Source organism: Thermosipho globiformans (genome assembly GCF_003990895.1).
Taxonomy (GTDB): domain Bacteria; phylum Thermotogota; class Thermotogae; order Thermotogales; family Fervidobacteriaceae; genus Thermosipho; species Thermosipho japonicus.
This window is the reverse complement of the sequence record NZ_BHXD01000011.1, coordinates 36076-50509: the sequence shown is the minus strand read 5'-3', so window position 1 is coordinate 50509 and position 14434 is coordinate 36076. Positions and strand designations below refer to the sequence as shown.

General features: G+C 28.5%; 13 protein-coding genes. 4 read left to right on the top strand and 9 right to left on the bottom strand.

Annotation, left to right across the window (positions count from 1 at the left end):
• Window positions 1-274: 274 nt before the first annotated feature.
• Window positions 275-4015, bottom strand: coding sequence for a PDDEXK-like endonuclease domain-containing protein (locus tag EO083_RS08055; RefSeq protein ID WP_164723709.1), 3741 nt, complete (start codon window positions 4013-4015; stop codon window positions 275-277).
• Between the two features lie 741 nt (window positions 4016-4756).
• On the opposite strand from EO083_RS08055, the gene EO083_RS10115 reads away from it, so the two are divergent.
• The 4 genes from EO083_RS10115 to EO083_RS10230 are packed head-to-tail and all read left to right on the top strand — an operon-like array spanning window position 4757 to window position 5914.
• Complete coding sequence (locus EO083_RS10115) at window positions 4757-4879, top strand: hypothetical protein (RefSeq protein WP_277600367.1); 123 nt, start codon at window positions 4757-4759, stop codon at window positions 4877-4879.
• The gene (locus EO083_RS10190) at window positions 4846-5247 is read left to right on the top strand and encodes an AAA family ATPase (protein ID WP_206512286.1); all 402 of its coding nucleotides are present in this window, start codon (window positions 4846-4848) and stop codon (window positions 5245-5247) included. The genes EO083_RS10115 and EO083_RS10190 overlap by 34 nt, the downstream gene beginning before the upstream one ends.
• The gene (locus EO083_RS10235) at window positions 5244-5495 is read left to right on the top strand and encodes a DUF8612 domain-containing protein (RefSeq protein ID WP_506016860.1); all 252 of its coding nucleotides are present in this window, start codon (window positions 5244-5246) and stop codon (window positions 5493-5495) included. The genes EO083_RS10190 and EO083_RS10235 overlap by 4 nt, the downstream gene beginning before the upstream one ends.
• 29 nt (window positions 5496-5524) lie before the next feature.
• Window positions 5525-5914, top strand: coding sequence for a DUF4143 domain-containing protein (locus EO083_RS10230; RefSeq protein ID WP_241230024.1), 390 nt, complete (start codon window positions 5525-5527; stop codon window positions 5912-5914).
• A gap of 167 nt (window positions 5915-6081) precedes the next feature.
• Here EO083_RS10230 and EO083_RS08040 read toward each other — a convergent pair whose 3' ends face one another.
• From EO083_RS08040 to EO083_RS08005, 8 genes are all read right to left on the bottom strand, one after another.
• Window positions 6082-7464 (bottom strand): ATP-binding protein, encoded by a 1383-nt coding sequence (locus EO083_RS08040; protein ID WP_126993660.1) that lies wholly within the window; start codon window positions 7462-7464, stop codon window positions 6082-6084.
• 233 nt (window positions 7465-7697) lie between these two features.
• On the bottom strand, window positions 7698-7970 hold the full coding sequence (locus EO083_RS08035) for a hypothetical protein (RefSeq protein ID WP_126993658.1): 273 nt from the start codon (window positions 7968-7970) through the stop codon (window positions 7698-7700).
• A 147-nt stretch (window positions 7971-8117) separates the two neighbouring features.
• Window positions 8118-9803, bottom strand: a complete 1686-nt coding sequence (locus EO083_RS08030; RefSeq protein ID WP_126993656.1) for a carbon starvation CstA family protein — start codon at window positions 9801-9803, stop codon at window positions 8118-8120.
• 137 nt (window positions 9804-9940) lie between these two features.
• Window positions 9941-10621: a LytR/AlgR family response regulator transcription factor gene (locus EO083_RS08025; protein WP_126993654.1), complete on the bottom strand. Its 681-nt coding sequence runs from the start codon at window positions 10619-10621 to the stop codon at window positions 9941-9943.
• Window positions 10618-12282, bottom strand: coding sequence for a LytS/YhcK type 5TM receptor domain-containing protein (locus tag EO083_RS08020; RefSeq protein ID WP_126993652.1), 1665 nt, complete (start codon window positions 12280-12282; stop codon window positions 10618-10620). Before EO083_RS08020 ends, EO083_RS08025 begins: the two co-directional genes overlap by 4 nt.
• On the bottom strand, window positions 12276-12479 hold the full coding sequence (locus tag EO083_RS08015) for a hypothetical protein (RefSeq protein WP_126993650.1): 204 nt from the start codon (window positions 12477-12479) through the stop codon (window positions 12276-12278). The genes EO083_RS08020 and EO083_RS08015 overlap by 7 nt, the downstream gene beginning before the upstream one ends.
• A gap of 192 nt (window positions 12480-12671) precedes the next feature.
• Complete coding sequence (locus EO083_RS08010) at window positions 12672-13505, bottom strand: carbohydrate ABC transporter permease (RefSeq protein ID WP_126993648.1); 834 nt, start codon at window positions 13503-13505, stop codon at window positions 12672-12674.
• 10 nt (window positions 13506-13515) lie between these two features.
• Window positions 13516-14382: a carbohydrate ABC transporter permease gene (locus tag EO083_RS08005; RefSeq protein ID WP_126993646.1), complete on the bottom strand. Its 867-nt coding sequence runs from the start codon at window positions 14380-14382 to the stop codon at window positions 13516-13518.
• Between the last annotated feature and the right edge of the window lie 52 nt (window positions 14383-14434).

Sequence of the window (14434 nt, the reverse complement as noted above, 5' to 3'; positions counted from 1 at the left end):
AAAACCACAGGAAAACTGTGGTTTTTGCTTGTGTTGTAAATATTTACAAAAAATTTTTTGTAATCTTCAATAATTAAGTATCAGTCAAGATTCTTCGTTGCTTTGCACCACAGAATGACATGAAGGGAGTTCTACCAAATTACTTTTCTTTTGTCACTTTGAGCACAACAAAGGATCTTTTCTCCTATTATTTGGCTATCAATGTTTCTCGTTAAGTACATTTAAAAGGTATGATGATCCTGACCAAAGTAAAAAGGTAAAAAATAAAGTATTTTCAAACACTTGCATCTAAATATTTCTCAAGTTCTTTTTCTATAAATAATTCTACTTTTTTTACTTGACTTTCTTTATCTTGCCACCAATCTTTGCTCCAAATTCTTACTATTTTCCATCCCTTTGATTCTAAAAATCTTTGTCTGTGTATATCCCTTTCTCTTGCAGTTAAACTGCTGTGGTATCTTGCCCCATCACATTCTATTCCCAAAACGTATCTACCAAATTTTTTGTCATAAACACCTAAATCTATTCTATATCCTGATGAAACTACTTGTGTGTGTAATTCAAGGTCATATTTTTTCAAAATTTGGCTATTTTCTAGATATTCGTAGACTTCTTCTTCAAATGGACTTTCAAATTTTTCAGGTTCCGAACTTTTATTATTTTTAACATTTGAAAGGTTATAAAGTATGTTATTAGCTTCTTCAATGTTTCCATTTGAAATTGCTCTTACATATTTTAAATATTCTTTTAAAAGTTTCGGACCTCTGTTTTTAGAACTTTCAACTTCTAATTCTTCAGGTTCAAATGAAGTCACGACATATATCTTTTTCTTTGCTCTTGAAATTGCAACGTTTAATCTATTTTCACCACCTTCTTGTGAAAGAAGTCCAAAATTGAACCTGAATTTTCCAGTTTGATCCTTTGCATAAGAAGTTGAAAATATGATTATATCTCTTTCATCTCCTTGAACATTTTCTATATTTTTTACAAATATACTTTTGTCTTCTCCGTTTTCGACTCTATTACTTTCAATTTCATATAATGATTGAAATTCTGGATCATTCATTGATTCGTTATCTAATAAATCGTAAATCAGATTTCTTTGATTTAAATTGAATGTGACTATACCTATAGTTTCTTTGTTTTCCCTTTCTTTTAGTATCTTTTTAACAAGTTTTACAACTTCTTTTGCTTCTTCCAAGTTTTGTCTATTTTTCCAGGTCCCATTTACTTTAATTCTTTCAATTGGCTTTTCATTTGATATATTTGGTGAAACATATAATCTTCCATCATAAAAAGCATGATTTGAAAATTCAATGAGTTCTTTATATTCTGATCTATAGTGGAACAAAAGATGGGTTGAATCAAAGTTTACTTTAGCAACATCAAGTAAACTTTCCTCTTCCATAGCTGCAGATATTTCCATATCAAATTCTTCATCTTGCTCTTCTCTTATCATAAATACTGAAGTTGGTTTTAGTTGCTTATCGTCGCCAGAAACTACAACCTTTTTTGCCCTATAAATTGCAGGAATTGATTTCTCGATAAAAATTTGAGAAGCTTCATCAAATATTATTATATCGAACAATCCCTCTTTAAGCGGAAATATCTCAGAGACCGTTTCAGGTGTGGCAAGAAAACAAGGAAAAAGTTTTAAAACTAACAAATTAAAATTTTCGATTAATTTTCTTATGCTCCATAACTTTGATTTTTTATTAATTTGTCTCTCAAAATTTTTAGAAAGTTTCTCATCTCCTCTTAAGGTGTTTAAAAATTCTTTGTTCCAATAATTAATGATATGTTCTTTGACTGTTATTTTTTTGTTTTCCATATTTTCAAAAACTTCTTTTACAATATTATTATATGATTTATATTTTACTATTTTTGGCTTTTCTTCTTTTTCAATTTTTGTTATTTCATTTAATATGAAAAATTTCTCTATTCTATGAAATACAAAATCAATACCATAATTTCTTTGTTGATATATGAATTCTAGGATCTTCCTGTCAAATTCTAGAATTTCTAACAGTTGAGAATCTAGTGTATAATACTCTTCATATACTTTTAGAAAATCTTTTAGTTTTCCAATGTACTCTTTTAAATCTTGTTCATCTAAGATTTTCTTTTCAAACATTGAAAAATTATCAATAACATTTTCTAGAAATCCTATTTTCGAAAGAATTTCTTTTCCTTTTTCGAAGTCATTTTTTATTTCATTTAGGATTTCGCTTTCTTTTTCTTCTATTAATCTTTCAAGCTTTTCTTTCGTTTTTCTTCTAAATTTTAAGAATATAATATGAATAGGATTATACCATTTAAATTCTGACACTTTCTTAAGCTTTTTAAAAAGTTCTAAATTTATGCTCTCATTTATTTCTTTCACAAGTGTATTGATTTCTTCCTTTTCTTGAAGTGCTCTTTTAATTTCTTCTTTGTATTTGCTGTTAAAATTTATTTTCCATTCAAATTGTAATTTTGAAAATTCATCTAAAGTGTGTTGAATTAAAAATGAATCCAATCCCTTTTTTGTGTCTTTTATCTGTTTTTTATATTCTTCTTCGATATTTCTATATCTTATATAGTTTTTTAACAATCCTTTTACACGGTTACAACTTTCTTTAATATCATCATATTTATACTGTCCACTAAAATTACTTCGAAAGTCTAAAAATAATTCTCTTTCCTTATTTTCCAGATTTTTACTTGTTAATGCATACATATTAGCAAGACTTAAACCAAATTCTCTTTCTTTGTACATTGTATCTGAAAATTCTTCAAGTTCTATCAATTTTTCTTCTATTTTTTTGGAATAATTGTTTATCTTTTTAAGCTTGCCTTCAATACTTTCGTTTATTACTTTTATATACTCCTGCCTTATTTTGTTATATATTTCTTTTTTTTCTTTTTGCGAGTCGTGCACTAACATTACTTTGCTTTTGATAGGAGAAAGTCTATTAAGTAACACATCTAACGCTGCTCTTTTTTCTGATACTACCAAAACTCTTTTTCCCTTTGCAAGGAAATCAGCTATTAAATTTGAGATAGTTTGAGATTTTCCGGTTCCAGGAGGTCCGTATATTACAACACCATCTTTTTCATTTGCCATTTTTATGGCTTTTTCCTGACTGAAATCTAGTGATGAAATATAGAAAAAATTTTTTTCATCAATTTGTTCATTATCCTTTAAATTTTCGTATTTGGAAAAATTTTCTTTTTTCTTACCTGTCAGCAGTAGTTTTAAAAGTTCGTTATTTATAACTTTATTTTCTAGATTTATATAATCACTATATATTGAACTTGCTATCTTAAAATTCCCTAATATAATATAGTTTTTCAATTCAAGAATCCCAGAAGGTATTTTATTTTCTTTCCCCTCTTTAAATTTCTCTATTTTTGTACTATTATTCCAAGCTAATTTTATTCCAATATTTCTAAAATACTCTATAATGCTTTCCAACGAAAAATCTTCTTTATAATCTTCCTCAATAATTTTTGCTGAATTATACCTTTTAAAAGCTATTAAAAATACCTTGTTTAGTAAAACCTCTTCATCTTTTATCCTTTCTAAATACCACTTTCCATTACTATAATCTAACTTTACTGGAAAAAGGAAAATTGGAGATTTTACATAGGTACCATCTAAAAATTTACCTTCTATAAAAGGATATGCAACAAACAATTCATATCTTCCTGTTTCTTTTTCAATTAGGTCTATTTCTCTTTTAATAGTTCTTAAAATATGAGAAAAATTCGACAATTCATTCTTGATGAGATCTTCTTCATCTTCATTTATTATATTTATATTTTCAATATCTAAAATACAAACTTTCTTTCCATTTCTATTAATAATATGTTCTAGAACTTTTTCTATGATACCATTAAAATATTCTTCAAGAAGAAACAAATCAAAAGAGCGACGCTTATATAATTTTGTCAAACAAAGAGTTCTGTTCCTTGTAGAAATGTCGACTAGTCTATTTTTGTATTGCTCTAATATATATTCAATATTTGACATTAGTGCACCTCCACGGTTACTCTCCATTTCGGTTTTTATTTATAAAAAGCTGTTGATAATCACTTTTTGCAACTATATAAAATTAGCAATTAACTTATTTGTTCTAGTATATAAAAACAAATTCAATCTAACAAAATACTACCACACTTTTTTTGTAAAAGTCAAGTTGTAATAACTAAAATTTCATATATTGTTAAAAAATAGTTTGTATATTATCAAATAAGCAAAGTAACTACTATTTGCTTTACTTTATCATATCTTCTGGAGTAATTAAGATCAGATCATTAATACCAGATAATTCATTTTTAACCCCGCTTTTGAAAAGAGAATATATTTTTCTTTCTCCCTTCCACAATCCACATAACTGCTTCTAATCAACAACTTTTTATAATCCTCCATATCAATTTTTTTGGTCAGTCTAATTGCATTTACCAAAAGCAACATTTTCTGGTTGTATGCAACAAATAGAAAAAGTAATTGATAAGGTGTAAAATGGAGGTAGTCATTAACTACTTCGTAAAATATCGGTCTATTTATAAAATATACTTCTAAAAATCTCGTACTAAATTAGAAGTTTACTTCCTAAATTTTCGTGTTATAATTTAAATGGATATATTTTCAAAAAGAGGGTGAAAATATGAATCTAATAAAAAGAGAGCTTCTTAAAGAGATAAAAGAACATTTAAATAAACCTGAAATTACAGTTATTATCGGTCGCGACAAAGTGGAAAAACTACATTAATGAAAATTATTGAAAAGGAATTTATTTCATCTGGAGAAAAAACTTTGTTCTTGAATCTTGATATAGAAGAAGAAATGAAGTATTTTAAATCTCAAGTAGATTTATTAAAAAAATTGAATTAGAAATTGGAGATTCTAAAGGTTATGTATTTATAGATGAAATACAGAGGAAAGAAAATGCTGGATTATTTTTAAAAGGAATATATGATATAAATTTACCGTATAAGTTTATAGTTTCAGGTTCGGGAAGTATTAAACTCAAAGAAAAAATTCAGGAATCACTTGCTGGAAGAAAAAGAATTTTTGAACTTTCAACTATAACTTTTGAAGAGTTTGTAAATTACAAGACAGATTACAAATACGAAAATAAATTAGAAAAATTTTTTAGTTTAGAAGAAACTAAAACTTTATCTTTTTTAGAAGAATACTTGAATTTTGGAGGTTATCCTCGAGTTATACTTGAAACAAGTTTAAAAGAAAAAATGAGATAATCAAAGAAATTTATCATAGTTATATAGAAAAAGATATAGTTAGTCTTTTAAAAGTTGCCAAAATTAGTGAGTTTAATTTATTAGTCAGAATACTATCACATTTAACTGGTAAAACTCTCAACTTTTCGAATCTTTCATCAGAAACGGGAATATCTACAAAAACTTTAAAAGATTATATCTGGTATCTTCAAAAAACTTATGTAATTGATTCAATCCAACCATTTTTCACAATAAAGCAAAAGAATTAACAAAATCACCAGTTTGTTATTTTAAAGACTTGGGTTTAAAAAATTATGCATCTGGTGAGTTTGGGAATGTAAATGACTTCAGTTTTTTATTTCAGAATTTTGTTTATATAAATCTGTATTATTTATCAAAAAAATACGATTTTTCTATTCATTATTGGAGAACAAAAGACAAAGCTGAAGTTGATTTTATTTTAAGAAAAGGTATATATTATATTCCTATAGAAGTTAAATATACAAATCTAAAAAAATTTAAAATTACAAGGGCTTTAAGAAGTTTCATACAAAAGTATCAACCAAAAGAAGCCATAGTTGTAAATTTGCTTTCTAAACATGAAGAAAAATTGGATAAAACAAAGGTCAAAATAATTCCTTTTTATGAAATAAAAAAAGTTGTATCTGATAATTTTAAAAGTATTTAAAAAGCTAAATCTCGATCCTTAAAGAAAATATTGGGTTCTATTTCAAATGTTATGAGTCATATAACTCATGGTATTGGTGTTTTATAATGATTTACAAAAACAAATTCAAATAAATATTACTCTAATGGTGAAATGACATAGAAATTGTATCAATAAATGTGAGAATTTTATGGTACGTTTGATTTAATTTTTTCTACCATATCTTCAGGGGTTAACAAAATTAAGTCTTTGATACCTAGCAATTCTTTTTCAAATCCAGCTTTTGAAAAAAGAATATATTTTTTCTTTCTCTCTCCACAATCCACATAGCTGCTTCTAATCAATAGCTTTTTATAACCCTCCATACCAACTTTTTTGTTAGTCCATTTGCATTCACCAAAAACAACATTTTCTGAGTCATATGCAACTATGTCAATATCAAATGATTCATTTTTCTTTCCAGGAACTTTTCCCCATGTATTTCCAATTTTCTCTGGAATAAATCCTAAAACTTCTGGTGTTTCTTTCAAAAATCTTTGACAAATTGTTTCAAATTTTAATCCAAAATATTGTGGAAGATTTTTCCATATTAACTCTAGCGCTTTTTCAGGAGAAAATTCTATAGTTGAAATGTATTTTCGTATAAAATTAAAATAGAAGTCAAAATAAAAATCATTTATTTTGTATTTTTTCATTCTCTTTTTTTGAGGAAAAAGTGGTTCAATGGATTTTACAATCTCATATTCTTCTTCTAATTCTTTTAAATAACGTGGAAGTGAAGTTTTTTCAATCTTTGATAAATCTGAAATCTCAGAAATAGTTTTTGGGCTACCTGAAATTGACTCTAGAATTGAAAAATAGCTTTTGTGCTCACTTCCAAATTCTAATACTAGGATATTTTCCCCTTCATTTTTTAAAGGAGCATAATCTTTTAAAAACAGATCAAAAATATGACTTTTTAAAGATTTTTTTTCTTTAAAAAGCAAAAGATAATTTGGGATCCCACCAGTTAATGAATATATCTCGAATGCTTCTTTTGTTGAGTATCCAAAGTTTAAAAGTAATTTTATTGATTCACTTAATGGAAATTCGGAAATATTTACTAAATAATCTTTTCTACCAAAAAGTGGCATTTTGTTATCGTAAAATAGTTTTTTCATAAGTCCAACGTATGAACCTAGTACAATAAGCTTTGTGCTATGGTTTCTGTATTTAATTTCATCCCATGCTTTTTGAAGAGAAAAAAGTATGGCCGGGGAAACTTTGTTAAAATTTTGAAATTCATCGAAAATGACAAATTCAAATTTTTCAAAAAGTTCTAGAAACAAATCGTACCAATCTTTAAAAACAGCTTTTGAAAAAGAAAGACTAATTTTTTCAAGCAAGTTATTTGGATTTAAAACATCCACAAAATAGTAGAAAACATTTTCTTCTTTTTCAAAAGCTTTTCTTACGAGTGTAGTTTTTCCAATCCTTCTTCTTCCGTAAACAACTATAAAAAGATTTTTTTGCTTTTGAGATTTAATTTCATCAAAAAATTCCAGCTCTTTTTTTCTATTATAAAACTCCATTAAAATCACCTCTCGATACAACTATTATATGTTTTTAAACATTATGTTGGCTAACATTATGTTGAATAACATATTATTGGTATAATAATTTTATCATATAAGAAGCCATAAATTCAAAGGCTGATTGAAAATTATTAATAAAAGTTGATATAAAAACATTTTTTTGTTGAACTTACTTCCATAAGTGAGACGAATAAAAAAGATAATAATTTACTTTTCAAATAGCATGGCTTTTAAACTTTTTCGAAGCCATGTTTTTTAATCTCGCTTGATATCTTTCTTAATTGTAGAATTGTGTATATTCTTTTTTTCTTTGGTCTGCCTTTTTTAAATTCAGTACTATCATATGCTAAATAATTCTTTATCCACAATTGCATTCTACTTTCAGTAACACCTAAGAGAGAAACAATAATTTTCTTAGGAAGTTTTTTATCCATGTAAAGTTTAATGACTTCTTTCTTTATATTCAAAGGATGTTTTCTAAACTTTTGCCCTTTCTTAGTCAAAGAAAAACACCCCCTTTGTTAGCCTTATTGTACCACTTTGGGGGTGTTTTTCATTTCTTTTTTATCTTGAATCATTTCTTGAGTTCAGTATATTTATTGTTTTTTGAGAGTGTTTGTTTATTGATTTTTGCATAGAGATAAATTTTTTTAAATTTCTTCTTCCACAGGTACAATTTCTTTGTTAGACTTAAAGATAGCTATAAATCCTTCTATCATTATCCATAAAGCAATTACAAGTGTTGAAATAGTTACAAATATTAACAGACCATTTCCTCCACTTATAAATTTTTTGAGATTTAATACGGTTGCATACAGTGTTATTATAAACATAAATATCATTGGTATTCCTGTAATCCATATTGGTTTTTTCTTTTTTGCTAAATAGACCGTACCAATTAATAGAGCTAGAGCAGCAAGTAATTGATTTAATGCACCAAATACTGGCCACAATGTTAAAGCACCTTTACCATCGCCTGTTGATAATGCTAGTGCTAAAGCTGCTAGTATTACTATCGCGGTAGCGACAAATCTGTTTTTTAAAGGTTTAACTACTACTTCTCCTTTTTTGTTGGAGAATAGCTCTTGCAGTGCAAATCTTTGAATTCTTGTTGAAGAGTCCATAGTTGTTCCTGCAAAAGAAACTATGAACACTGCCATTATTGTTTTTGCTAAATCTAGTGGTATTCCATATGAATGCATCAAGTTTGCAGAACCATTGATAACGGCTGCTAGTTTTGCACCCAAACCACTTGCTGTTGCCCATGATGCATAATGTGATGTAAATGCTTGTACTCCTCCACCATTCATTCCAAGTCCAGCGGTTACAGCAATAATTACTATTGTAGCCAAAACACCTTCAAGGATCATTCCACCATAGCCAATTAAATGAGCATCTGTTTCTTTTTCCATTTGCTTAACGGTTGTACCAGAAGCTGCCAAACTATGGAATCCTGAAATAGCACCACATGCTATTGTAATAAATAGAATTGGGAATATTGGAGGTGCATCTGGAACTGTTTGAAATGCTGGGGCAACTATTTTAGGATGTCCAATTATAACCCCCAATACTAATAGTGCCATGGCAATTAAAAGTTCGTGAGAGTTTATATAATCTCTTGGTTGAAGTAATTTATGAACTGGCATAGTAGAGGCTATAAATACATAAATCATTAAAATGTATATCCAGCCAAGGAGTGATATACCACTAATTGGAAATACAACACCAATAGCAATTGTTACATACATTAATATAATTGCTATTATGGAATATAATGTATCATTTTTTCCTTTGTTGTAAACCATATAACTTAACCACATAGCAATTGGAATTTCCATCCATACTGGAAATACAGATTGTGGGTACATAATAAATAGTAAAGCCACTATCATAGCAAAGACAGCTAGTACTATCCAAAGCAAAAATTGTATTAACACTAAAAATATTTTAGCTGTTCTTTCATTTATAAGATTTCCTGTTAATTCACCGATGGTTTTACCTTGGTGTCTTGCAGAAATTACAAGAGAAGTAAAATCATGAACTGCACCCATGAATATTGAACCAAAGAACACCCATATAAATGCTGGAACCCATCCCCATATAACACCTATTGCGGGACCTACAATAGGACCTGTACCTGCTATTGTAGTAAAGTGGTGACCAAGTAAAATATGTTTTTTTGTTGGAACAAAATCAACTCCGTCTTCAAACTCTTTTGCAGGAACAGGGTTTTTGTCATTTAGTCCAAAAATCTTCTTTGATATCCACTTTCCGTATGTGTTATATGCTACCCAATAACCAACGAATGCTAGTATAGCCAGTAGCAAAGAATTCATAAAATAGCCCTCCTCTCTAATGGTTTTCCAAAATCTAATTTATCATTAGAATATGCAGCTTAATCTTATACGTTAAAAAAAATGGCCTAAATGGCCATTTTTTAGGAACAAAAGATATTAATTTTTCTTGACAAAAGCTATATTTTTAAAATTTTTCTGACTTCTTTTAAATGTGTTTTTCCTATAGGAAGTAATTTTTTATTTTTCATTTCAAGAGAGACAGGTTCTTTAATAAATTTTTCAATAAAGTTGAGGTTGATGATATATGATTTGTGGATTCTAACAAAATTTTGCGGAAGTTCTTTTTCTAAACTTCCAAGACTTTTGTAATGCTTTATTACATATTCACCATTTTCTGTAATTGCGATGATATTTTTGTCAAAATATTCAAAATATAATATATCATCAAAGCTTAAAAAAATTATTTCTTTATTGTTTTCTGCAGCAATTGTATTAATAACTTTTTTACTTAATTTTTCTTCTATTCGTTTTATAGTTTCGAAAAACCTGACTTCTGACACTGGTTTTGTTAAATAATCAAGGGCATTTACCTCAAAAGCCTCAACAGCATATTCTGAATATGCAGTAACAAAAACTATTTCATACTTATCAAGGTACTTTGAAGCTTTAATACCGTTTATAGATGGCATTTCAATATCTAAAAAAATAACATCAGGTTCTTTATTTTTTTTATTTTTCAAAAAATCTTGCACACTTTCAAAGCAACCTACTATTTCAAAATCTGTCATTTCGTTTATTAGATCTTTTAAGCTTTCCCTTGCATAGTATTCATCGTCTATAATAGCTACTTTTATCATACAGATTCACCAACCTTTATATTGCTACTCTTAATTTTTATCTCAACCGTTGTACCACAAAAGAGCCCGTTTTTTATAGAAAAGCTATAATCTTCCCCATATATTGAGTTTAATCTTTTCTGTATTAATTCAAGACCTTTTCCTTTTTTGTTTTGAATTTTAAACCCTTTACCATTATCTTCAACAGAAATTTTTACATATTCATCTACATTTTCAACCTTTACTTTTATTATCAATTCATCTTCCTTCATTCCGTGTTTTATAGAATTTTCAACAAGGGGTTGTAGTATAAACGGAGGAATTTTTGTTGTATTTTCAACGTTTACCATTATTTCATAGTTTAATTTATCTTTGTACCTTAATTTCATTAATTCTAAATAATTAGTTGTGAATTTTATTTCGTCCTTTAAAGAAACAAATTTCTTATTTTCGTATAGGGTATACCTTAATAGTTCAGAGATGTTATCAATAAAATAATTTACCTTATCAGGTTCCTTTTTTGAAATGTATTTTATAGCATTTAGTGTGTTGAATAAAAAATGAGGGCTTAAATTGGACATTAATTCCCTTAGTTTTTCTTCAGTTGCTAGCTTTAGACTTTCATTTATTTTTGCCAGAGAAATGATTAATGATAATGTCTGGGCTAATTTTTTACCAAATATTATATCAGAGTTTTTAATTTCACCTTTTTTTGAATAATATAATTTCAAGGTCCCAATTAATTCGTTATTTAAATCTGTTAAAGGGATTATTATTCCAGAATAAAGAGGGCAGTTATGAACGGAGCAACTGATTCCTTTCTTTCCGACAACCTTTAAACCATGACCACTTTCTATTACCTTTTTTGTAGCATTTGTTTGTATTGGCATGCCAGTAACGTGATGATCACTGCCGATGCCTACATGGGCCAATATTTTGTTTTTATCTGTAATGGCTACTGCATCAAAATTTGTGTTATTTAATATAGTTTCAGCAATTAATTTTGCGTTTTTTTCGTTAAAGCCTTCTTCAATTGAACTTAAACTTTTTTCCATGATAACAAATATTGTATTTATTGTATTTTCTGCTGTTTGCTCCAATTGTTCTTCAATATTTTTAATCATGTAATTTAAGAAAGAAACTCCAAGAGAATTTGTTATAACCATGGGGAAAAGTATTTTAAATGTTATATCAAAGGCAAGAGAATATGGTTTTACCATAACCAAAACGTATGTAAGGTGTGTGATTTCAATTAATACAGTATAAAAGAGTGTTCTAAAAAATGTAAAGTGCTTTCTCCCATAAAGTTGTGATATAAGACCGCTGATAAAACCAGCTGTGATAGTTCCAAGAAAGCAAGGAATAACAGTTGTACCACCTAAAAAGAGCCTAAAAATTGAAGATATTAAAGCAGCAATTAAACCAGAAGGTATTCCTCCTAGCATTCCTGCGAAAATAACTCCAATGTCCCTGTAATTAACTATTGCTCCGTTATATCGTATTCCAAAAACTGTTCCTAAAATCCCTAGAAATCCTCCAATGATACCTAAGACAAGCTTATTTTTTGCAACTAAGGTTTTACCAAAAATATTTTTGATAAAGTAGCTTTGAAAAGTTATATATGTAATTACCAATATTAAGGAAACCCTTTCAAGTAAAATTAAACTTATGTTTTCTAACATGGGTCTCTCATCATCGCCCTTTCACCAAAATCACCTAAATCTTTTAAATCGCAATTGCCAAGTTTTTTTGCATTAGCCTTTGCCTCTTTGTAAAAGTTGAAAGTTATATATATTTCGACATTTTTAAGGTCTTTAAGCATTTCTTTAGCTTTGCCTTGCGGCTCTTTAGCTGTGTATATTAAAACTTTTTCATACATGTTCAAAACTTTCTTAATGCTCCTTATATCAACAACTCCTAAAGCAGTACCGTATAAAATGAGAGTTTTAATGCTATCACATCCTTTTTGTTTTACTTTCCAGTTTATATTGTATCAAATAAAAAATTTTAAGGAAATTCCTGTATTTTACAGGAATTTCCATTATTTGTAAATATTTTGCTTTTATGTAAATTAACCTTTTAGACCGCTGCTAACGAGGCTTTTAACAAATAGATTTTGAATAAGGAAGAATACTAAAAGTGTTGGTGCAAGAACAATCATAGTACCTGCCATAATTGTTCCCCAATTGTTTGCAGCTTCTGCATCAATTAACATCTTTACTCCAATTTGGGCTGTTTTCATTTTATCATCCATTGTAACAACAAGAGGCCATAGATACATGTTCCAGGCATATACAAAGTTAATTAATGCAGCTCCTCCGATCATAGCTTTGGATAATGGAAGTAAAACTTTAAAAAGATATTGCATCGGACTTGCACCGTCTATTCTTGCTGCATCACTTAATTCCATAGGAATAGTTCTAAAGTGTTGCCTCATTAAAAATGTATTTGTAGCACTTGCAGTAAATGGGATTATTAAGGCATAATAAGTATTTACCCATCCAAGAGATTTCATTAACAAGAAAAGAGGGACAATCATTACTGTTTCAGCTGGAAGAAATAGGGTAATAAACAAGGTAGCAAAAGCGATTTTCTTGCCTTTAAAGTTAAAATTTGCAAAAGCATAACCTGCTAAAATCCCAGTTATTAGTTTCCCAAGGGTTATAAACAAAGCTACTATAGCAGAATTAATTATCATTCTGCCTAGTGGAACAAGTCTTAATGCTTCTTTATAGTTTTGCCAATACAAACTTTTTGGTATTATTTTTGGAGGAAAGCTAAATACTTCAGCAGGAGTCATAAAACTCATCATAAAAGCAAGAAAAATTGGAGAAAACATAATAATTGTAACCAAGATTAAAATGATTTCTGAAATAATAAAGGAAACTTTATTTTTTCTATTCACAATTATCACCTCACTGATAATGTACACCTTTTTCGACAAATCTAAAGTAAAGATATGTAATTACTGACATTACACCAAACATTACTACTGATTCAGCAGCGGCAAGGCCGTTGTCTTGGAAAGCAAATCCATCTAGATATAACCTATAAATCATTGTGGTTGTACTTCCCAGTGGACCTCCTCGAGTCATAATATCTATAATTCCAAAAGAAGAAAACATAGTTGTTGTAAAATTCATTATAAATAGATAGAAGGTAATAGGAGTTACAAGTGGGAATTTAATTTTCCACATTCGAGTCCAAGAGCTTGCCCCATCTATGAGGGAAGATTCTAAGATTGAATCTGGAATATTTTGGAGTGCAGCAATGTAAAAGATCAGATCAAATGGAAGCATTTTCCACACGGTTGCTGCTATTAATGCAATCATAGCATATGGAACGGTTGTTAACCAGTCAACGTCGATATGGAAGATGACTTGAAAAAGATAGCTCAAAAGACCTGCAGTTGGAGTAAACATCATGGACCAAAGGGTTGCAGAAATTGCTGGTGAAACTGCATATGGTGAGAACATTAAAGTTCTAAAAATCCTAGTACCAGGTAAGTTTTTAACTAACAGTTGTGCGATTAGAAATGCGAGAAATATCGTAATACCAACACTAGAAAGTGAGTAAATAAAAGTTGTTTTTAAAACTTTATAATACTCACTATCGGTAAATAAATCAATATAATTGTCTAGCCCAACAAAAATAGATTTATCTCCAAAGAAAGATTCTTGAAAGAAGCTCAATTTAAAAGAATTAAAGGCTGGAAAATAGATAAAAAGAATGATTATTAAAAAGGTTGGAACTAACAAAAGATATGGTGTTAGTTTTCTCAAGACAACACCTCCTATTTCTATAAAAGCGCCCCCAAAAAGGAGGCGCATCTAA

Coding starts and splice junctions, on each gene's coding strand:
- EO083_RS08055 (WP_164723709.1), bottom strand. CDS start 4,015: ATGTCAAATATTGAATATATATTAGAGCAATACAAAAATAGACTAGTC.
- EO083_RS10115 (WP_277600367.1), top strand. CDS start 4,757: ATGAAAATTATTGAAAAGGAATTTATTTCATCTGGAGAAAAAACTTTG.
- EO083_RS08040 (WP_126993660.1), bottom strand. CDS start 7,464: ATGGAGTTTTATAATAGAAAAAAAGAGCTGGAATTTTTTGATGAAATT.
- EO083_RS08030 (WP_126993656.1), bottom strand. CDS start 9,803: ATGAATTCTTTGCTACTGGCTATACTAGCATTCGTTGGTTATTGGGTA.
- EO083_RS08025 (WP_126993654.1), bottom strand. CDS start 10,621: ATGATAAAAGTAGCTATTATAGACGATGAATACTATGCAAGGGAAAGC.
- EO083_RS08020 (WP_126993652.1), bottom strand. CDS start 12,282: ATGTTAGAAAACATAAGTTTAATTTTACTTGAAAGGGTTTCCTTAATA.
- EO083_RS08015 (WP_126993650.1), bottom strand. CDS start 12,479: ATGTATGAAAAAGTTTTAATATACACAGCTAAAGAGCCGCAAGGCAAA.